The organism is Flavobacterium sp. UBA7680 (assembly GCF_002482975.1).
Lineage (GTDB): Bacteria > Bacteroidota > Bacteroidia > Flavobacteriales > Flavobacteriaceae > Flavobacterium.
In genome coordinates this window covers 240,132-260,293 of the sequence record NZ_DLHA01000019.1, presented here as the reverse complement: position 1 = coordinate 260,293, position 20,162 = coordinate 240,132, and the positions used below count along the sequence as shown (strand labels likewise).

Sequence of the window (20,162 nt, the reverse complement as noted above, 5' to 3'; positions counted from 1 at the left end):
TAGCTATAAAAAATATGCTTTTGTAAATCCTTAGTGTAGCAATATAAATTTCTATTTAGCCTTCCATACGTTGTCAGCAGGATTTATGTCAACATCATAAGGATCGCCTAGGTTTATTTGAGTAATTGTTTTTTGAGATGGTAAAGAAATAACAACATCTTTATTGCCTTTTTTCCAACAATCTATTTTTTTAGAAATGGTTTCTTTACTGCCATCAGAATACGTGATGATCAAATGAATAGGCATCATCAATGTTCCCGGACTTGAAATTGTAATTGTGTAGTTCTTTTTTGCTTTTTCTACTTTTGCGATTGCGAGATCTGGAACATTCTTTTCGAAATACCAATTTTTCCAAAACCACTTTAAATCTGTTTTACTTTCACTTTCGATACTATTAAAAAAGTCATAAGGCGTGGGATGTTTTCCGGCCCAGTTTTTAATGTAGCCCTGAACAGATTTAAGAAATAATTGATTTCCCATTAATTCCATAAGATAAAAATTGGCCAATGCAGGTTTCAAATCTTTATTTGAAAAACGAGCTTTACCATAAAGCTGCGGAGTAGGGGTCATAATAGGCATATCTTCGGCAATTCCGGCGCTGTTATTTACAGAGCTGATATCATAATTTAAAGGTTCAGAAGAATCAATCAATGGTGAAAAATAGAATTCTGTAAATGTTGCCCAGCCTTCATCCATAAAAGAATACTTTGTTTCATTTGTTCCCACATAAAAAGGAAATATACTGTGAAAAACTTCATGAGTGGTTAATTCAAGCAATTCATTATGATTGTCAAACGGCAGCATATTGACCATCATAGGATATTCCATAGCGTCAAGTCCGTCAAAAACAGTTTGATGTGAATAAGGAAAAGGAATTTTTGGAAAATGGTTACTAATTAATTCTACAGTTTTTGCCGTATAATCAGCCACTTTGTTGTAACTCGTATGCTCTGGATTAAAAACCGCATCAATTCTTGTACGACGTTTAGTATTCGAATCTACTTCAACACTTTTTGACTGCCAAACATAATTTTTACTTAATCCAAAAGCAAAATCGGTTACGTTTAGAGCTTCAAATTTCCAGGTGTTTGTTTTGTTTTTTATCGTAATATCTTGATTTTTTATGTCCAAAGGTGTAATGATATCGACAATTTTATCTCCTTTTTCAGCCATAGCAATCCTTTCAATTATATGAGGATCATAGACAGCGTCGGGATTTTTAAGATCACCAGTAGCCCATATCTGAAAATTTCCGGGAACTGTGATCGAAACATTAAAGTTGCCATAGTCATTATAGAACTCTTCTTTGCCTAAATAAGGATATTCATCCCAGCCATCAACATCATCATATACAGCAACTCGCGGAAAAAAGTAAGCAATAAAAAAGCTATCAGGATCGATCTGTCCCGTTCTCACAAAAGACCCTTTGTTTAATGTATAGTCGTACTCAATTTCTATATTTATTTTTTTTCCCGGTAAAATTATTACACTTGGCAAATACATTGTAGTTCCTCTAATTTTCTTCTTTGATTCATTATATAAAGTACCATCAAGAGTAATCGTATTTATGTTAATTCCAGTGCCCAAATCTTCGGGAGCAATTATCATATTACGCATGGAATTATTTTTGTAAAAGTTAGGAAACAGCTTAAATACAAGTGTTTTAAGAGTATCTGTACTATTGTTTGTGTATATAATGGCGGCTTTGCCCTGAACCTTTAATGTTGAAGGATTAAAATCTACAGTAATAGTATAATCTCCTCGATTTTGCCAGTAGTTTTTTCCCGGTGTTCCTATTGCATTTCTGGTATTATTTTTATTTGCTTTTGTGACATTTCGCAATAACGGAATATCTTGTGCATATAGGTTAATATTCAAAAGACATAAAATGACAAATAGTGACAATTGTATTTTCTTTTGAAACAAAGGCAGTAAATTATACATAGGCAAAAATGAGTTAATTAAGAAAAATCTTAGCTGGCGTGTTTTATCGTATAAATGAATAAAAAAAATACCTTTTATTTTTGTTTATTTAGATAGATTTAACGCTTTTCAAAGCAAGAATTTCTATTGATAATCTGCCTCATGCCACCTATATTTTTACAAACGATTTATTCTTTCATAAATTTTAGGATCGTGTTTTCTAACTTTAATTTTCACATATTTTGAAGCTGGCATATTACTATCCTTAACCACATTATTAACAGAAACCAAAACGTTTGTTTCGGGGAAATAAGTAACCGTGTTTTTCTCCGGAATTTGATACGAAACAATAACAAACAAAGGCGCGATTCTTTCAATATCATCATCATAATTAAATAAATCGACTTTATCGCCAGCTTTAAATCCTGCCTGTTCAATATCTTTTTCGTTCATAAATATTACCCTGCGCTCATTTTTTACACCGCGATAACGATCATCAAGGCCGTAAATTGTAGTATTGAACTGGTCGTGCGTTCGGGTGCTTGCCATCATATATTCATCTGGAGCAAGTTCGTTTTTTGGAATTGTCGTTAATGTAAAAGGTGCGCGGTCTCCAAAATCTTTCGTGATAAATTTTCCATCGCGTGCTGCATTAGGTAAATGGAAACCTCCTTTTTGGCGTACTTTTTCATTATAATTCTCAAAACCGGGAATACATTTTTCAATAGCATCTCTCACATCATCATAGCTGTCATGATAACGTTTCCAGTCAACAACCGATTTGTTTCCAAGCGTTGCCATAGCCAATTTACATACAATCTGAGTTTCATTAATAAGATTATCAGATACGGGTTTGAGCATTCCTTTTGACGATTGCACAACGCCCATTGAATTTTCGGTAGTTATAAATTGTGCTTCACCATTTACGATATCAATATCGCTTCGGGATAAAGTTGGTAATATGATGGCTTCTTGTCCATGAATCAAGTGACTGCGATTCAGTTTTGTAGAAACATTTACGGTTAAATTCAGTTTTCTTAACGCGCTTGCTGTATACGTTGTGTCTGGAGTTGCCGATAGAAAATTACCTCCCATACAAAATAGTAATTTTACTTTTTCTTCCTTCATAGCTTTAATGGCTCTCACAACATCATATCCGTGTTTGCGAGGCGGATTAAATCCAAAATAAGCCTGAAGACGATCCAGTTGTTCGTTAGTAGGTTTTTCATCAATCATCATGGTTCTGTTTCCCTGAACGTTACTATGACCACGAACGGGGCAGACACCTGCACCGGGTTTACCAATACTTCCTTTAAGCAATAAAATATTAAGAATTTCTCTAATCATTTCTACGCCGTTTGGCTGCTGCGTAAGTCCCATTCCCCAGCAGACAATGATTCGTTTTTTGAAGGCGATTATTTCAGCGGCTTCATAAAGTGCTTCTTTAGAAACGCCCGAAAGCTGGACAAGTTCATCTAAATTATAATCTTCAAATTGTTTAAGGAAAGCTTCATATCCGGTAGTTTTTTCTTTGATGAAATCATAATCAAAGACTTTTCCGGGATTTTTATTTTCCAGTTCCAATAATATAATTTCAAGGGCTTTTAACAGCGCCATATCTCCATTTATTTTTACGGGCAGAAAAAGATCGGCTAGTTTGACACCGTTTCCAATGATTCCGTTGATTTCCTGCGGATTATGGAAACCCATTAAGCCCGCTTCCGGCAACGGATTAACAGCGATAATTTTTGCTCCGTTTTTTTTGCCTTTTGCTAATGCAGTCAGCATTCTTGGGGCATTAGTTCCGGGATTTTGACCAATAATTACAATTACATCAGTATCATAAAAATCATCTAATGTTACGGTTCCTTTTCCAATTCCAATTGTAGTTCTTAAAGCCGATCCTGATGTTTCATGGCACATATTAGAACAATCGGGCATATTATTGGTTCCAAATTCTTTTGCAAAAAGCTGATAAAGAAATGATGTTTCATTGCTTGTTCTTCCTGAGGTATAAAAAGCAGATTCGTCTGGCGATTCTAACGCGTTGAGATGTTCTGCTATTTTTTTGAATGCATTATCCCAGCTTATAGGTTCATAGTGTGTACCATTTTTAGGAAGATACATAGGTTCGGTCAATCTTCCCATTTTTCCAATTTGATAATCGTCTAATTGGGCAAGATCATAAACAGAATTTTGTTTGAAAAAATCAGCTGTGATTTTTTTGGTAGTTGCTTCTTCCGCTAAAGCTTTAACTCCGTTTTCGCAATATTCTCCCAAAGGCGAACGTTCATCATCGGGATCAGGCCATGCGCAGCTCGGACAGTCAAAACCACCTTTTTGGTTCATCTTAAATAAAGCTTTTGTGCCTCGAACAAGTGTTTTTTCTTCAATAAGATCACTAAAAGCTGAGATAACAGCAGGAACTCCGGCAGCCCATTTTCCTGTTTTTGTGAGCTTAAGATCTAAAAGTTTATACGGATTTTCGGCATTTGGTTCTTTTGTAATTTTATCGTTGATGTCTTTTGGAGATTTATCTTCTTTCATGACTTTTGCATTTAATTGGCTTATTCGCAGAAATTTGGAATAATTATGATTTTACTATCAGTTATAGAAACAACTGTTGTTTTAATTTTTATTAGAAGTTGATTACAACCTGATCACTTGAATTATATATATTAAATCGGTCTTCTTTAAGAAAACCCAAAAGAGTAATATTAAATTCTCTAGCTAATTCTACAGCAAGACTCGATGGAGCGCCAATAGCAACAACAACAGATATTCCTGCCATAGCCGCTTTTTGAATTAACTCAAAACTGGCTCTTCCGCTAAGAAGTAAAATATGCTTATTTAATGGAAGTAAATTATTTACTAAAGCAGAACCGATTAGTTTATCCAAAGCATTATGTCGTCCAACATCTTCCTGTAAAAAAACTAAATCGCCTTCAATAGTAAAAAGTCCCGACGCATGAATACCGCCAGTAACGGCAAAACTGCTTTGAGCTGCTTTTAATTTGTTTGATAATTGATAAAGTACTTGTGCAACGATATTTAGTTTTGGATTCTCTAATGGATTAAAAGTACTGACTGTTTTGATAGATTGTATAGAACTTTTTCCGCAAACGCCGCAGCTTGATGTCGTATAAAAATTCCGATCTGACGACATCAAATGCGGAATGAAATTTTCGGCTAAATCTACCTGAACAATATTTTTCTTTTGAAAGGAGCATTCTGTATTGGTGTGGCAGACTTTTTTTACGTCCTGATAAGATGTTATAATGCCTTCGGTAAATAAAAAACCAATTGCAAGATCAAAATCATTGCCTGGAGTACGCATTGTTACCGAGATATTCTTGTGTATTTTTTCGGCTTCGGAACCGTAAGAAATTCTTATTTCAAGCGGTTCTTCTACAGAAAGAATGTCTAATAAAGATGAACTTTCAAAACCGTTCACTTTTGTAATGCAAACCTCTTTAATGGAAACTAATTCCAAATCATTCATTTCCATGTAAATTCATTAAATGTTGATACGTAAAATTAGTAAAAAATGATTTATAAGAAGATTTTTCTCCTTGTAATTAAACCGTTTTTAAGGAATTAAATTACTATAATTTATGCCATTTTAATTGAAATTGGAGATTTGGATAAAACAAAAAAAGATATGCAGACAAGAAAATAATTAAGCTTCTTGTCTGCATATTTAAATTAAAAAGATCAGATTATATAGCGCTGATTTTTATAGAACTGGCTTTATCATTAAAACCACCTAAACAACTATTGTTTCCTGTTACAACAACAGATTCTCCTCCAAAATTATCGTTTTGGTAGAATGTAATTTTGTATCCATTTTCTAAACGAACAGAAGATAAATCATCATTTGCAATACCATACGATTTTAGCTGAGCCAATGTGTAATCGCCCGCAGGCAAAGCAATTGCATACCCTGAATAGCTGCAATTTTGGTAAACTGTAACAACGCCTCCGGCAGAACTATTGTATTTATTATCAGTATAGATATGTGACAAATTGCCTACGCCATCAAAATAATTATCGGCTAATTTTGCTGGATCTGTTGCAAATTCTCCGCCTTGTACAATAGCATCATTTCCGTCATTCCACGCCCACGGAGCATTAGCACCGCCAGTTTTAAAATCATTTCCTTTAAATCCTCCTCCGGGACTAGAAAACAATTCAGTATTGAATCGTTGATCCCATAATCCTCCAGTTTCAAAAATATCAACAAGTTTGTACTCCACGTAAGTGTCATAATTATCAGATGGTATTTGTGCAGTTCCACTTGCCGATGGGTAGTAAATAATTCCGTCTCCATCAATATCGTGCTGCGGCCACGCTTTAAGGCTGTGTCCTTTAGAATCCTGCGCTGTAATAGGATGCAATTCTCCGTTATAATCTCTCATTTGTAATGTTCCGTCAACACTTTCCAGTCCGCTTACAAAAGAACTTCCAGATGGTACATAAGAGAAAAAATCTGAATGACTTACTGTAACCGCTCCTTTTAAAGAACCATAAGTAGAACCATCTTTTTCTACAATCATTAATACACCTTCTAAATCATTTTCATGCTGATCTAAATTGTATAAAAACGGATTATCTGTCCAATCGCGTGGAGAGAAAAAAGCATAAGTAATAAACCAATGTGTATTTGATTCAACAACCGAATAGTAGCAATGTGCCGCTAAAGAATTAGCATAAGCAGGAAGATTGTTCCAGTTGTTTTCGGCATTCCAGTCATTGTCGTAGTTAATTGCAGTAAGATAATCTGATTTTCCTCCTTCGGCATAAGTTCCTGTAGCGTCTACATCTTTGTAATGAATTGGAGCCCATCTTCTTGCCAAATTAGAACTTGCTGAGATACTCATTTTTTTGAAATTTTGCTGCTCTTTTGCTACAGCAGAATTTTCGCTTTCTTCTAATGTTGTGTCCTGACATGAGAATGTAAGGGCCGACAGCATAATAATTAAGGCTTTACTTAATACCTTTTTTGGATTCTGTTTTTTCATAATTCTAGTTTTAATGGTTTATAACATATTTAAATTCAATGATTTTTATAAATTATTTGATAGCAATAACCAACTGAGAAATAAAAAGTAATCAGCTTTGTTTTCTGGAAATGTTGTCGATAGAACGGATTGTTTTTGAATTATAATTCTTACTACTTGTAAGTACGTTAAAAGAGAAATCGTACTATCGAAGCAGTATTATAATACGGTTAACAAAAAGTTAATAGGATTAAGATTATTTATTATTTTTGAAGCCAATAAAAAGAAGACGGTATTTAGCATATACCAACGTAATAATGAGATTTCGATATAAGCTATAACAATGATATTATGCGGATTAAGTTATGTTACCAATAAATTAAATTATGGTTAACAGCCCATTTGTATTTACATTTTAAAATAATTAATCCTGAAATTTACAAGTATCAATAAAGTATAAACCAATTTTTTTACGTGCAAAACCATCTTATACCTTCAGAAATTTCGTGGCTCTCTTTCAATAACTGTATTTTGGATGAAGCCTATGATTCCAATAATTCGCTATATGAAAGAATAAAATTTTTAGCCATTCATTCTTCTAATTTAGATGAATTTTTCAGGGTTAAAATCAGAAAACTGCTGACTAAAAATTCAAAAAAGAACACAGAATTACTCAATAAAATTTTAGCCGAAGTAAATCTCCAGCAAAACAGATTCGGAGCAATTTGGAAGAAATCAATACTGCCAGAATTAGCCGCTAATAATATTGTTTACTATGAAAATCAAGAGCTTCTTGAAGAGCATCTTGAGGAGATTGAGTATTATTTTAAAAGTATCATTCTCTCTTATATTCAGGTTATTTATATTTCGATAAACCAGCCTAAAACGTATTTTTTAAACAATCGCAGTTTATACTTTTTGGTCAAGTTAAAAGATACTTCGGGTAACTTTAATTATGCTTATTTGAATATTCCTTCGGATAAACTAGATCGATTTAAACAATTGCAAAGCCAGGAGATACGCATTATATTATTTCGATTGATACTATAATAAAGAATTGTTTATCCCTTATATTTTCTTCCGGAAAAGTGGTTTCCTGTAATGCTATAAAATTAAACCGTGATGAAAATTATTTGATAGAAGATGAAAACTCAGGAGATTTAATAGCGAAAATTGAAGCAAAAATTGAAGAACGAAAACGCGGTTCGTCGACAAGATTTTTGTATGATTCTAATATGGATGCTGAAACACTTTCGGTATGTAAAAAAACTTTCCGTCTTAAAAAAGATGAAATGATAAAAGGAGGAAGCCATCATAATTTTTATGATTTATTCAAGTTTCCAAATCCTGTAAAACCCAATCTTCAGGGAGAAAATTATCCCAGTCTCAAGCATCTGCCATTTGAAAGCAAGAAATCTATTTTTGAAGTTATTGATAAAAAAAATCAATTATTACACTTTCCGTATCAATCGTATTATTATGTACTTCAGTTTTTTAATCAGGCGGCAATTAACAGAAACGTTCTGGAGATAAAAATTACTTTATACCGAATTTCATCGCAGTCGTTAATTGCAAATGCTTTGATAAGCGCCGCTAAAAACGGAAAAAAAGTAACTGTTTTTGTCGAAGTCAAAGCACGTTTTGATGAATACAATAATTTATTCTGGTCACGCGAAATGAAAAATGCCGGAATAAAAATCATTCAAAGTATGCCGAATTTAAAGGTTCATGCTAAAGTGGCAATGGTGACCATGAAAGACAAATACGGAAATAAAAAGTACTATAATTATTTATCGACAGGAAATTTTAATGAAAGTACCGCCAATATTTATTCTGATTTTGGATTTTTCACCTCAGAAAAAAAATATACAGATGATCTAAAAAAAGTCTTTGCATTTTTAAAAACGAAGAAAAAAGCAAACGCACCAAAACATATTCTGGCCGCAGGCTTTAACATGAAAGAGAAGCTAATAGAATTAATAGATACCGAAATAAAAAATAAGAAGGCCGGAAGAGAAGCTACAGTATTTTTAAAAGTAAACGGAGTTGATGAAAAAGATATTATTGATAAACTTATTGAAGCAAGCAGGGCAGGTGTTGAAGTGACATTAATAGTCCGCGGAATTTGCACTTTATTGCCGGGAATAAAATATGCAACCGAGAATATAAAAATCTACAGAATTGTAGATATGTTTTTAGAACATTCCAGAATTTACAAGTTTGCAAATAATGGCGAGGAAAAAATCTATTTATCATCTGCAGATATGTTAAGCCGAAATTTAAACAGAAGAATAGAAGTTGCTTATCCATTGTATGATGAAAAACATATTGAAGAAATTAATACAATTATTCAGTTACAGTTAGAAGATAACACGAAAAGAAGAATCATAAATAGTGAAGGAAATAATGAAATGGAAATTCTAAATATTGATGAACCAAGACGCGCGCAGACTGAAATTTATGATTGGCTTGCGGAGTGTAATGTGGAATAATGTTTATGTGAAGTTATTATTTTTATAGAGAAAAAGCCTAACTGTAAAGTTGGGCTTTTTGTTATTATAATCTATTTGTTTATAACTTGTTTTAAATCAAGTATTTGTACGTATTGTGCATTTGGGGTTATATATTTAATTTCATACTGTAAAAATTATTCGAAAAATAGAATATTTAAAATACTTATATTTTGAATAGGATAATTAAACAACGACAGTATATCTCTGTTATGTTGGATAATGGTTATTCTATAATGAATTGGCTGAAAGTCTAACTAAATATGGTCTATTATTAAAAAACAAATAGTTATGAGTAGTGAAAGATGTAGAATAGTAACCAAAACGACAAAAGAGCAATGCAAGAATATAGGACGACCAGAATTTGCTGGTTTTTGTCGTGTTCATGCGCCAATGCAAGAAGATAAGCTCAAAAAAACTTGGAAAGAAAAACTCGAAACTGGTGCATTAGCGATAACATATGCACAAGTAGTTTATCAGTTATTACGAGTTATCATACCTAATTTACCTGAGCTTTTTGGAAGCGGTGGATCAAGTCTTAAAGCAAAACACTTTTTGGAAAATGAACTTTTTGACGAGCCAGTTTTTTTAAAATTTGCCGATAGTTATTCACCAGGTTCAAGAGTAGATTGGGATGGTCTGAAAGAAATATATCTTGATGTAAAAGATTTAGAAGATCGTAGTAACGAAGTCAATTCAAATGATCTGAATAGAATTTATAGTAAAGTTGATAATTGGTTTACAAATCTAAATGATTATCATAAAAATTTATTATTTGAAGCTATTGAAGATTTCAAAGAAGAGAAATGAAAGATTAACAGACACTCAAAAATATGGAAAGAACACTTTTATATTATCCTCGCTCCCCGAAGAGTTCAACTGAAAAAGCTGCGCAAATGTCTCTGACTTTGCGCAATTTTTTTGTTCTTAGAAATTATAAGCGTGTCAAAAGTCTGTGACTTTTCTTGTCTATTTCTAGAAACGATAAAATAAATAAGTTAAATCTTATATTTTTGTAAAAAAATATAATGAAAGAAGGATACGTTATCAGGGATCAGGCATTGCCACATTTTATAACCTCTACAGTTGTAGACTGGGTAGATATTTTTACACGTCAGATTTATAGAGATATTGTTATTGAAAGTTTAGAATACTGCATTCAGAATAAAGGAATGATTTTATATGGTTATGTTATTATGAGTAATCACATACATTTAATTGTTCAGTCTGAAAATGGGAAATTATCAGATTTAATAAGGGATTTTAAAAAGTTTATAGCTAAAAATATTCTCGAAAAAATTCAAAATAGTCCCGAAAGTAGAAGAGAATGGATATTGGAACGTTTTAAGTTAGTTACACAAAGCCATTCAAGAAATAAAGAATACCAATTCTGGCAATACGGAAACCATGCAGAAGAAATTTATACAAATGAATTTATGTGGTCTAAATTAGATTATATACATTTAAATCCTGTAAGAGCCGGACTTGTTGCTAAAGCCTCAGAATATGTTTATTCAAGTGCAAGTAATTATGTTTGTGATTCAGGCTTACTAAAAATAGAAAAAGCAGATAATTTAATTGTTAATGTTTTAGATAATAAATCATTTATTCGTTATAATCAGTATTGAAATTTGATTTTAAAGTCAGAGACTTTTAGACGTTTTCGTTTTTTGATGAAGATTTTAAAATAGCGCAAAGTCGGAGACATTTGCGCAGCGTGATTGTGTGATAAAAGAACACTTTTCATAACGGAGACATTTGCTGAGCATGTTGCATAATAATGAACACTTTGCAGAGCGTGGACATTTGCGGAGCATGTTACATAATAAAGAACACTTTGCGAGCAGGGTTCTTATCCAACTATAAATTAAAAAAATGACAGTTTTAGAAAAATATAATATAGTTTTTAAAAATGCGATTATAAATACCCCAACTGGGCAAAAATATTCGAAAGAGGCAGATGATAAAAATGCATCGATCCCTCTTTTTAATTATTTTCTTTATTTCTTTGCTGATAAAGATGATGTAGAAGATATAATAGAAGACATTAATTTCATAATTACAGATGGGTATTATGATGATGGCTATTGTAGAGATATTTTTATGGATAATATGAGGGTAATGTATACTGATACTACAGCAAAATTTGAAAATAAAGACGGGGTTTTAATTAAAGAAATTCCCTTAACTGATTTTAAAGAAATACTATTGTTATGGAAAGTTTTCATACAAACTCCGCCATTAAATAATGCCCCGCTCTCTGAAGAGTTCCCTTTCTCGTCCTAAAAAAAAAAAGCATATTTAGAAATTTGTCAACAAGTGATTTTGTGCTATTACATTCCCAAAAAAATCAACTATTAACAGTATTATCATAGCCTAAAATAAAGCAACCTTCGGGTTGCTTTATTATTTAATACTATTTCAAATCAGTAAAAAGAATCTAAATCTTACAAGTAGAAATAAATTTACATTTCCTTCATAATTAGCATATTAATAAGTTATTCTGATAAGTTTTTTCCTCGTAGTTATTAATAATTCGTTGAAACAATTATAATAATATTATAATTGAAATTTTGAAGATAAACGGATTACATCAAATAACTTTAATGTTTCTAAACATTACCTACAAATGAAAACAATCCAATTCAGAACCGATGATTTAACCCAGTACACCGTTAATATTTCTCAAATTACCTGCATGTTTACCGCAGATGAATCTTTAGGAACCTGGATTTATCTGAGCTGCGGAACCAGACTAAAAGCCCTTTTAGTTATTGATATTGTTTTAGAAATGATCAGCAAGGCCGAAAATGAGTAGTTAGGAATTAGACAAAAACAAAAAAACAGCTCAGAAAGCTGTTTAGAAGATTTTGTTGGGACAAAAAAGGGGATTTATAGGCTAAAAGCAGGAATTTGATTTAGACTTTCGTCTAATTGTAGTGTTTTCTCTTTTTTAGCTGTAACTTTAATCTGGTGTTTTGCAACTTTTCCATTTTCTATTATCTCTAAGAAATAAATTCCAGATGGATAACCTTGTAAACTAATTGTTTTTGATATTTCAAATTTGTTTATTTCAGGTTCTCCGGAGTAAATTAAATTGTGATTTTCATCACATATAGTAAAAGATGCGTTTTCAGCACCATCTAGAATAAAGCTTTCCACTTTTCCGTTTCCGGTATCGATCATCAAAATGTAGTCTCCTTTTTCTTCATCAGCATAAGTGTAAAGTGATGATAGTAATAAGGTATCAGTTAAAACTGTTTTACTAAATTTTGTCATTTTTTAATTGCTTGATTGTCAAAGATTATTGTGGCGCAAAATTAGAAAAGAAATTCAGTTTTATTCAAAAAAAACTTATTTTTTATTGTGTAAATTGCTGAATTACAGATGTTTTACTGTTTTTGCTAAAATATGTGTTAAAAATGCAACCCTTCAATGTTCTTTTTGTACATCTTAAAAAAAAATCGGCTGATTGTCAGTTTATTAATATTTTTTAAAAATGCAATAAATAAGAAAATATCCTGTGTTTTATTTTATAAGCTGTTTTAAAAGATTTATTATCAGTTATTTATATTTTTTTCTGTCAAAAATTAGGAGTCTCAATTCTTCTTTTCGAATAAAAAATAACCTTATTGATGTAGAAAGCAGAAAAAGCACAAACAACTTTAGCAGCCATTGCAATTAATTTGTTTAGATCCTTGTCTCCGTATTGAATTATGCCAATAAGTTTGGTAATTTCTGCGATAAAATAAATAAAAGTAAATATAGAAAGTGCCATTTTATATCTTTTAGTATTAAAGGCACTCCAAAAAGAGAAGAAACCCAAGCCCAGTTTAAGTCCGCCGTACAGCGTCATTATTTCGACCAGATTTGGACTGTCAGGTATTATGCATTCTGTTATTCTAAATGCTGATGGTTTTATTAAAAGCAGCATAGATTGAAGAATTAAGATTATTCCGTTTGTGATTAGAAATAATTTAACTGCTTTTTTCATTTGTTGTAAAATTGTTTAAGTATGTATTTTTTTTGATTTGGCGAAACCTGCCCAGAGTTCTAGTGAAAAAAAAGTAAGATGAAAGGTGAAATTAATAAGTGTAGTGTTTTCTTCTTCATATAAGGAGATAAAGAAATCCCAATATTGAACATATAAAATCAGGATAAAAAAATGAAAAAGACAGCCAATGCGGTTCCACTTTTTCCTGTTTTTCTTTTGAGAACCTAACCATAAAACAATGCCAATTAAAACCACTAATAAATAAGCCTGAAATAAGCCAATAAAAGCAAGCTTGTTGGTATAAAGAAAATGATAAAGGCCTCTGTTAAAATGAACGCCAACTGTTGTATTTATAGCGGCAGATATTCCAATTAAGATTAATAATACGCCGTGAATTCTCAGCAGGTTTTTACGAATAGTTTCCATGTTTGCAGCTATTTATACAGGAATCCTTCTTTAAATATTGAAGGATTCCTGCATTAAATAATTTACTGAATAGTATAATCTCTTTTATCCACTTCAGAAAGGCGGAAATAACCTAAAGCAAAGTTTTTAGAATCAGTATGATTGATAAAATTTCCTCTCACATTAGTTGGCGTTGTAGACCACGGACCGTATTGATCTTGCGAAGCACTCAACAAAATGTTCATATAATTCAGGTAATCTTTAGAAATTCCGTAAAGTGCCATTTTCATTTCATTTCCGGGTGCTAAATCCTGATGCGTATAAGAACCATAACTTTCGTTTCCCTGAAAAAATTCATCATCAAAAACCGAGTAATAAGGATAAACGACAATATCAGTTTCAAAAGTTGTCATGTAATTATTAGCTTCATTGGCATTGTCTTTAAAGTAAAATTTCACTTCAATTTCATCTCCAGAAAATCCTGCATCATCTTTTTGTTCGATACGATCAATGTCAGGAACTCCCATCATTTTTTCGACTGCAGTATACGTTTCACCGTTAGTTGCAACCGTCAGTTCATACGTTTCACCAATTACGGGTGTAAAATTGCTGCAGATATATTCTCCCGTATTTGGCATTTCAACAAAACTGAAGATAGTATTCGCACTATTTTTTATCTGAACAACTGCTCCCGAAACCGCTGGAATTTCAGTATCATAAAAACCAGTTGTTGTCGATAATTTAATTTTCTGAACACTTCCGTTGGTACCTTTAAACCAATTGATAGAAGCGTCGATGACCAATTTTGGCGGGGCTGTATCTAATTTTACATCAACAACATCCTCGCAGCTGGCAACGATTAGAGTTACCAGTATAATTGCTATATATTTTAGTTTTTTCATTTTGTTTATTTTTAGAATTTAAAGTTGTACGTAACACTCGGAATGATTCCGAAAATGGACATTTTAACCGCTTCATTTGCTCCCGAAGTTTCGTTTTGACGGAAAGACATCGAAGCCGCATTTGCTCTGTTATAGATATTGTAAACACTAAATACCCATTCGCTCTGCCATCCTTTGTTTTTATCCGGTTTTGGAATATATGTTGCCGAAAGATCTAAATGATGGTAAGCCGCAAAATTGCTTTTATTTCTTCCTTCGAAAGTAGGAACTACCATTCCGCCATAAGAATATTGACCGTTAGGGAAAGTAGCCGCTCTTCCTGACTGCAGGGCGAAAATTCCGCCGAAAGACCATTTTTCTGTAACCTGATACGCACCTGTAACCGAAAGATTATGCATTTTATCATAGCTGGAACGGTACCATTCACCATTATTAATTCCGGTTTCATTTGCTGTTCTTCCCGGCGTCTGCTGTTCTGATCTAGAAAGTGTATAAGAAGCAAAACCAGTTAATTTACCTGTGTTTTTTCTAACCAAAAGCTCTAAACCATACGATCTTGATTTTCCTGTAAGTACCACTTGTTCAATAGCATTATTGGCAATTAAATCAGCACCGTCAATATAATCAATATGATTTTTGCTTCGCTTGTAAAAAGTCTCTGCTTCAAGAGAATACGCGCCGTCTTTAAAGTTTTTAAAATATCCAAAAGCAACCTGATCTAATATTTCCGGTTTGATGAATTTATCACTCGGAGCCCAAACATCAAGCGGTGTTGCCGATGTTGTGTTTGAAATCAAATGTAAATACTGGCTCATTCTGTTGTAACTCGCTTTGAACGATTCGTTTTCAGATAATTGATAAGCCACGGCAATACGCGGTTCCAGATTATCAAAACTTGCAATAACTTCTCCGCCATCGTGATTTTTTACACTTATTGGAGTCGCACTTTGATAAATTTGCATCGCATCATTAAAAACTACGGCCTGATCATTAGCATAAATATTCTCTGTTTCGCCAATTCTGTAAAACATATTATAGCGCAGTCCGTAGTTAACCGATAATCTATCTGTAAGTTCCTGTTCTGCCTGAACATAAATGGAAGGTTCTGCAGCGTATTTTTTATCCAATTGCTTGAAATTAATTCCAGAAGAAGAACCAAAAGGGCTTACAGTTCCAGGATTAAAGGCATAAAACATCGCGTTTACACCATAAGTTAATTTTAATTTATCTGATGCGTAGTGTTTAAAATCATATTTAAAATTGTAATTTTTAATTCCTGATTTCCAAGTAAGCCCTTCCGAAGGTAAATCCAAACCATAATCATAATCGCTGTAGATTACCGATAAATTAGAAAATAACTTATCTGAAAATAAATGGTTCCATCTCAAATTAAAAATCGAGTTTCCGTAAGTATTGCTAAAATCTTCGCTGATTTTAAAAGTATCTCTTCCAAAATATCCAGACGCAAATAACGTATTGTTATCGCTCAGTTTGTAGCTTAATTTCGCATTCAAATCATAAAAATAAGCCGAGTTTTTGTTGTCAGACAACTTCATGAATAAATGAGCGTATGAACCTCTTCCGGCAACTAAAAACGAACCTCTGCCTTTTGTAATTGGGCCTTCGGCCATTAATCTGCTTGATATTAAACCGATTCCGCCATTCATATGAAACTCGTTGCTGTTTCCGTCTTTTTGATAAATATCAAGAACAGAAGAAACGCGTCCGCCGTATTTTGCAGGAATTCCGCCTTTGTACAATTTGATATCTTTAATAGCATCTGAATTGAAAACAGAAAAGAAACCAAAAACGTGAGATGAATTGTAAACCGTTGCCTCATCCAGTAAAATTAAATTCTGATCTGTTGAACCGCCGCGAACATTAAATCCGTTTGATCCTTCTCCAGAATTGGTAACGCCCGGCAATTGCAATACCGATTTCAAAACATCGACTTCGCCCAAAACGGCAGGCATTTTTTTAATTTCCTGAATCGTAAGTTTATTGGTACTCATTTCAGGTTTTCTGATGTTGGTAATCGTACTTTTATCATTGCTGTTAATTACGACTTCCTGCAATTGCTCGCTGTCACTTTCCAGGGCTATATTCTTTTTAATGGAAGCATTTAAAGCAATGTTTTGAATTATCGTTTTATACCCGATATAACTTACTTGAAGTTCATACTTTCCTTTAGGAACCGAAATAGAATAAAAGCCATACTCGTTAGTAACGATTCCTGTTTTAAGTTCTTTAATGTAAATGTTTACGCCAATGAGTGTTTCATTATTTGCGTCGTCGGAAATAGTTCCGCTTAAGGTTACCTTTTCCTGTGCCGACGCATTCCATGCAAACGCCATCAGAAATAGTAATTTAAAAAATAATTGTTTTGTAATTTTCATTAGATATTGATTTATTTGATTCTGCAGCATCCGTAAGCTGCATTTAAAATTATATCCGCAACAAGCTTTTTATGATTGATTAAAAGAAGACTAAAAGCTTGTTTTGAATGTGTGATTGATTGATGATTGAAACTCCTAATTTGTTATACCATGATTTCCTGCTTTAAATTATTTTGATTTTTAATGGTTAAATATTTTTGGCAAAGATATTGGCACAAGAAACCGCAATCCTAGCGATAACAAGGGTTTAAAGTTGAAGTGTAGTGAATTTCACCTCGAACAAAAGTTGAAGTGTAGCAATTTTGGGGTTGAAATGTCAGCTAATTAAAGCGCAGTATCGAGCTCGAACCATTTTTTAAAAGCAGGCGCTTTCAAACGGCTCATAGAAAGTTCGATCGGAAGAGGTTTTTCCGATAAAGTTGTAATCAATAATTTGTTATCTTCTATTCTTTTGAAAGAAACAATAGCATTTCTGTGCAGAATAAATTTTCTGTTTACCCTAAAAAAGTAACGTTCGGGCAGTCTTTCTTCCAGTTTATCCAGAGAACTTTCGACAATAAAAGTTTTAAAACCGGAATTAATAAGAAACGTAAAACCGTTTTCTACATAAAAACCATGAATATCCGTTAAAGCAACTTTAATATTCTTGTCGCCAATTTTAATCGTAAGACCTTCGGTTTTTAAGGTTTTTTCTAACAATAGATTTTCTTCTACTTTTTTCCAAACATCATAATATCTTAAAAAGACATAAATGAAATTGATTAACAATATCCAAATCAGGAATGTGATTAAGTCATGAAGCAAGTAACTTCCATCAGAATTGGTATATCTTTTTCCTGTAATCAAAACACTTCCATCAGGAACAATAAGTGCCGTTACAACTGCACCAAGCGAAGTAAAGAAAACCTGTTTTAAAAATTGAGAGATAGAAAAGTGAACGGTACTTTGTTTCTTTTCCATCTTTTTGATGATTAAATGAATGACCATCCAGCACAAATATCCTTGAATGATATCAATCACAAAAGCAACAGCCAAAGCAGAGTTATACGTTACTTCAGAAAAAGTAATAAAGAAATTTATCAGCTTGCATATTGGGATCAATACAAGAAATATCGGGATGTATTTATCTTTCCAAATGCTCATAAAGTTAGATTTGATGTAAAAGTACTAAAATTGACGAAACATCTTATTTTTCAATTATATATCTGATTGAAACAGCTCTCCAATGGCTATTTTGTAAACATTACCTTCCACATAAATATCACTTTCTTCAACATTAGTTCCCTTTACTATTACTTTCATTTCACTCGGTCTTCCTAAAAAACTTCCCTGATTTAGTATAATTTCGCTATTAATATTTACCAATTTATTCTCAACTAAATAAGCGCCCGCAGGTCCCGCCGCACTTCCTGTGGCAATATCTTCGACCAAACCAAAATTATCCCAGGTTCTTCCTTCCAGATTTTCAGTATCTAAAACATAGAAAAACTTCGCATTTACTTCTTGTAGCTTTTCTTCTAAATCCGGTATAGTGACTTTTACTTTGGCTAAAGATTTTGACTTTACAGGAATTATCAAATAGGGAAGTCCTGTCGATATTACCTGCAAAGGCAAATGATCGTATTTATCATCTGGTAAAAGATTGAAATAACTTAAAAAAGTTTCTTCCTGTTCTTTACTTAGAATATTTCTGAATTCCGGTTTCCCCTGATTCATTTGTGCAGAATAATGATTGTTATGCTTTACCGTTTTTACCGTAACTAATTTTTCATTAAGCTGAAAATTGACACTGCTTTCTTCTGTATCTTTAGCATATAAATCATGAACAATTGCGGCTGCTCCAATTATGGGATGTCCCGCAAAATCCAATTCTTCTTCCATTGTAAAAATATGAGCGCGAAAAGTATCTGAGTTTATTTGATTTAAAAAGATACTTTCAAATTGTCTCATTTCCTGCGTAATAGTCTGCATAAGAGATTTCTCCAGAGGATTTTCGTTAATAAAAATAGTCAGTCCATTTCCCGAAAATGGTTTATCTGAAAAAACGTCAACGTGATGATATTTCATTTTATGTCTTTTTAAATTAAAATACTCTAACAACAATTTTTCCCGCAGTAGTTCCGCTTTCAACCTGCGTGTGTGCGGCCTGAATGTCTTCAAAATCGAATATTTTTGAAACGTGTGCTTTTATAATTCCTTGTTCTAAAAGCGATGCAATACTTTTCATGTCTTCAGGATCAGAAAAAACAAGCATCATGAAATTGACATTTATACCTTTTTTTAAGGCTTTTTCTTTTACTTCTTCAGATAATCCCGATGGTAAATTGATAATAGTTCCCGTTGGTTTTACAACATCAACAGAACGTCCAAAGTTATCATAACCAATAGTTTCCAAAACAAAATCAACATTTGAAACTACATCTTCAAATCTGGCGTTTTTGTAATCGATATGTTCATCGGCTCCTAATTCTAAAACAAAATCTTTATTTTTTTCTGAAGAAGTTCCAATAACATACGCACCAAAATGTTTGGCAATTTGAACCGCATAATGTCCCACGCCGCCAGCCGCCGCATGAATCAGGATTTTATCATCTTTTTTTACTTTACCAAAAAAGGTGAAAGCCTGCCAAGCCGTTAATGCTGCCAAAGTACTGGCTGCGGCTTCTTCATGACTTATGTTGGCAGGTTTAATCGCTAAATGTCCGGCTGGAGCGGCAACATATTCGGCGTAAGCATTTCCAACTCCCGGAAAATTAATCATTCCAAAAACTTCGTCGCCGACTTTAAAATTGGTAACCTCAGAACCCACTTCTTCCACAATTCCCGAAACATCCCAACCTAATATTACAGGCGGATTTTTAGCTAATTCACTGGCAAGTGAAGCTCCTTTTCGTGTTTTAATATCAACAGGATTTATGCTGAATGCTTTTACTTTTAGTAATACTTCTTTTTCTCGGATTTGCGGACGGGGAATTTCTTTAATTTTAAAATTCTCAACTCCTCCAAAACCGTCTAATACTATTGCTTTCATA

18 protein-coding genes are annotated in these 20,162 nt (G+C 32.8%); 6 read left to right on the top strand and 12 right to left on the bottom strand.

The annotated features are described in order from the left end of the window. Positions 1 to 51: 51 nt before the first annotated feature. From B3C18_RS06065 to B3C18_RS06050, 4 genes are all read right to left on the bottom strand, one after another. Positions 52 to 1,944: a M1 family metallopeptidase gene (locus B3C18_RS06065; RefSeq protein WP_291143946.1), complete on the bottom strand. Its 1,893-nt coding sequence runs from the start codon at positions 1,942 to 1,944 to the stop codon at positions 52 to 54. Between the two features lie 156 nt (positions 1,945 to 2,100). Then, entirely contained in the window at positions 2,101 to 4,470 is a 2,370-nt protein-coding gene (locus B3C18_RS06060; RefSeq protein ID WP_291143942.1) for an FdhF/YdeP family oxidoreductase, read from the bottom strand. Between the two features lie 91 nt (positions 4,471 to 4,561). After that, positions 4,562 to 5,431, bottom strand: a complete 870-nt coding sequence (fdhD, locus tag B3C18_RS06055) for a formate dehydrogenase accessory sulfurtransferase FdhD (protein WP_291143939.1) — start codon at positions 5,429 to 5,431, stop codon at positions 4,562 to 4,564. A gap of 211 nt (positions 5,432 to 5,642) precedes the next feature. Continuing rightward, positions 5,643 to 6,944 carry a hypothetical protein gene (locus tag B3C18_RS06050; RefSeq protein ID WP_291143936.1) on the bottom strand — a complete coding sequence of 434 codons (1,302 nt, stop codon included), beginning with the start codon at positions 6,942 to 6,944 and terminating at the stop codon, positions 5,643 to 5,645. A 510-nt stretch (positions 6,945 to 7,454) separates the two neighbouring features. On the opposite strand from B3C18_RS06050, the gene B3C18_RS06045 reads away from it, so the two are divergent. From B3C18_RS06045 to B3C18_RS06020, 6 genes are all read left to right on the top strand, one after another. Further along, complete coding sequence (locus tag B3C18_RS06045; protein ID WP_414655339.1) at positions 7,455 to 7,973, top strand: hypothetical protein; 519 nt, start codon at positions 7,455 to 7,457, stop codon at positions 7,971 to 7,973. Then, positions 7,925 to 9,415, top strand: coding sequence for a polyphosphate kinase 1 (gene ppk1 / locus B3C18_RS06040; RefSeq protein ID WP_349680568.1), 1,491 nt, complete (start codon positions 7,925 to 7,927; stop codon positions 9,413 to 9,415). Before B3C18_RS06045 ends, ppk1 begins: the two co-directional genes overlap by 49 nt. Before the next feature lie 309 nt (positions 9,416 to 9,724). After that, positions 9,725 to 10,243 (top strand): hypothetical protein, encoded by a 519-nt coding sequence (locus B3C18_RS06035; protein ID WP_291143931.1) that lies wholly within the window; start codon positions 9,725 to 9,727, stop codon positions 10,241 to 10,243. Positions 10,244 to 10,461: 218 nt separating this feature from the next. Then, entirely contained in the window at positions 10,462 to 11,061 is a 600-nt protein-coding gene (locus B3C18_RS06030) for an REP-associated tyrosine transposase (protein WP_291143929.1), read from the top strand. Between the two features lie 247 nt (positions 11,062 to 11,308). Beyond that, positions 11,309 to 11,719 carry a hypothetical protein gene (locus B3C18_RS06025; RefSeq protein WP_291143926.1) on the top strand — a complete coding sequence of 137 codons (411 nt, stop codon included), beginning with the start codon at positions 11,309 to 11,311 and terminating at the stop codon, positions 11,717 to 11,719. Between the two features lie 343 nt (positions 11,720 to 12,062). After that, positions 12,063 to 12,251: a hypothetical protein gene (locus tag B3C18_RS06020; RefSeq protein WP_256634672.1), complete on the top strand. Its 189-nt coding sequence runs from the start codon at positions 12,063 to 12,065 to the stop codon at positions 12,249 to 12,251. Positions 12,252 to 12,325: 74 nt separating this feature from the next. On the opposite strand, the gene B3C18_RS06015 is transcribed toward B3C18_RS06020, so the two are convergent. From B3C18_RS06015 to B3C18_RS05980, 8 genes are all read right to left on the bottom strand, one after another. After that, entirely contained in the window at positions 12,326 to 12,712 is a 387-nt protein-coding gene (locus tag B3C18_RS06015) for a secretion protein (RefSeq protein WP_291143918.1), read from the bottom strand. Positions 12,713 to 13,016: 304 nt separating this feature from the next. Next, positions 13,017 to 13,427: a DUF4345 family protein gene (locus tag B3C18_RS06010; protein WP_291143916.1), complete on the bottom strand. Its 411-nt coding sequence runs from the start codon at positions 13,425 to 13,427 to the stop codon at positions 13,017 to 13,019. Between the two features lie 15 nt (positions 13,428 to 13,442). Further along, the gene (locus tag B3C18_RS06005; protein WP_291143914.1) at positions 13,443 to 13,853 is read right to left on the bottom strand and encodes a hypothetical protein; all 411 of its coding nucleotides are present in this window, start codon (positions 13,851 to 13,853) and stop codon (positions 13,443 to 13,445) included. Positions 13,854 to 13,915: 62 nt separating this feature from the next. Beyond that, complete coding sequence (locus B3C18_RS06000; protein ID WP_291143911.1) at positions 13,916 to 14,734, bottom strand: DUF4249 family protein; 819 nt, start codon at positions 14,732 to 14,734, stop codon at positions 13,916 to 13,918. Between the two features lie 11 nt (positions 14,735 to 14,745). Next, complete coding sequence (locus tag B3C18_RS05995) at positions 14,746 to 17,130, bottom strand: TonB-dependent receptor (protein WP_291143908.1); 2,385 nt, start codon at positions 17,128 to 17,130, stop codon at positions 14,746 to 14,748. Positions 17,131 to 17,454: 324 nt separating this feature from the next. Beyond that, positions 17,455 to 18,273 (bottom strand): LytR/AlgR family response regulator transcription factor, encoded by an 819-nt coding sequence (locus B3C18_RS05990; protein WP_291143905.1) that lies wholly within the window; start codon positions 18,271 to 18,273, stop codon positions 17,455 to 17,457. A gap of 54 nt (positions 18,274 to 18,327) precedes the next feature. Next, positions 18,328 to 19,197 carry a PhzF family phenazine biosynthesis protein gene (locus B3C18_RS05985; protein WP_291143902.1) on the bottom strand — a complete coding sequence of 290 codons (870 nt, stop codon included), beginning with the start codon at positions 19,195 to 19,197 and terminating at the stop codon, positions 18,328 to 18,330. Positions 19,198 to 19,213: 16 nt separating this feature from the next. Continuing rightward, a complete protein-coding gene (locus B3C18_RS05980) occupies positions 19,214 to 20,161 on the bottom strand; it encodes an NADP-dependent oxidoreductase (RefSeq protein ID WP_291143899.1) in 948 nt (315 codons plus the stop codon). Between the last annotated feature and the right edge of the window lies 1 nt (position 20,162).

What these genes read in the sequence shown, in the direction of transcription:
- B3C18_RS06065 (WP_291143946.1), bottom strand. Translation starts at nt 1,944, where the DNA reads ATGTATAATTTACTGCCTTTGTTTCAAAAGAAAATACAATTGTCACTA.
- B3C18_RS06060 (WP_291143942.1), bottom strand. Translation starts at nt 4,470, where the DNA reads ATGAAAGAAGATAAATCTCCAAAAGACATCAACGATAAAATTACAAAA.
- fdhD (WP_291143939.1), bottom strand. Translation starts at nt 5,431, where the DNA reads ATGGAAATGAATGATTTGGAATTAGTTTCCATTAAAGAGGTTTGCATT.
- B3C18_RS06050 (WP_291143936.1), bottom strand. Translation starts at nt 6,944, where the DNA reads ATGAAAAAACAGAATCCAAAAAAGGTATTAAGTAAAGCCTTAATTATT.
- B3C18_RS06035 (WP_291143931.1), top strand. Translation starts at nt 9,725, where the DNA reads ATGAGTAGTGAAAGATGTAGAATAGTAACCAAAACGACAAAAGAGCAA.
- B3C18_RS06030 (WP_291143929.1), top strand. Translation starts at nt 10,462, where the DNA reads ATGAAAGAAGGATACGTTATCAGGGATCAGGCATTGCCACATTTTATA.
- B3C18_RS06025 (WP_291143926.1), top strand. Translation starts at nt 11,309, where the DNA reads ATGACAGTTTTAGAAAAATATAATATAGTTTTTAAAAATGCGATTATA.
- B3C18_RS06020 (WP_256634672.1), top strand. Translation starts at nt 12,063, where the DNA reads ATGAAAACAATCCAATTCAGAACCGATGATTTAACCCAGTACACCGTT.
- B3C18_RS06015 (WP_291143918.1), bottom strand. Translation starts at nt 12,712, where the DNA reads ATGACAAAATTTAGTAAAACAGTTTTAACTGATACCTTATTACTATCA.
- B3C18_RS06010 (WP_291143916.1), bottom strand. Translation starts at nt 13,427, where the DNA reads ATGAAAAAAGCAGTTAAATTATTTCTAATCACAAACGGAATAATCTTA.
- B3C18_RS06005 (WP_291143914.1), bottom strand. Translation starts at nt 13,853, where the DNA reads ATGGAAACTATTCGTAAAAACCTGCTGAGAATTCACGGCGTATTATTA.
- B3C18_RS06000 (WP_291143911.1), bottom strand. Translation starts at nt 14,734, where the DNA reads ATGAAAAAACTAAAATATATAGCAATTATACTGGTAACTCTAATCGTT.
- B3C18_RS05995 (WP_291143908.1), bottom strand. Translation starts at nt 17,130, where the DNA reads ATGAAAATTACAAAACAATTATTTTTTAAATTACTATTTCTGATGGCG.
- B3C18_RS05990 (WP_291143905.1), bottom strand. Translation starts at nt 18,273, where the DNA reads ATGAGCATTTGGAAAGATAAATACATCCCGATATTTCTTGTATTGATC.
- B3C18_RS05985 (WP_291143902.1), bottom strand. Translation starts at nt 19,197, where the DNA reads ATGAAATATCATCACGTTGACGTTTTTTCAGATAAACCATTTTCGGGA.
- B3C18_RS05980 (WP_291143899.1), bottom strand. Translation starts at nt 20,161, where the DNA reads ATGAAAGCAATAGTATTAGACGGTTTTGGAGGAGTTGAGAATTTTAAA.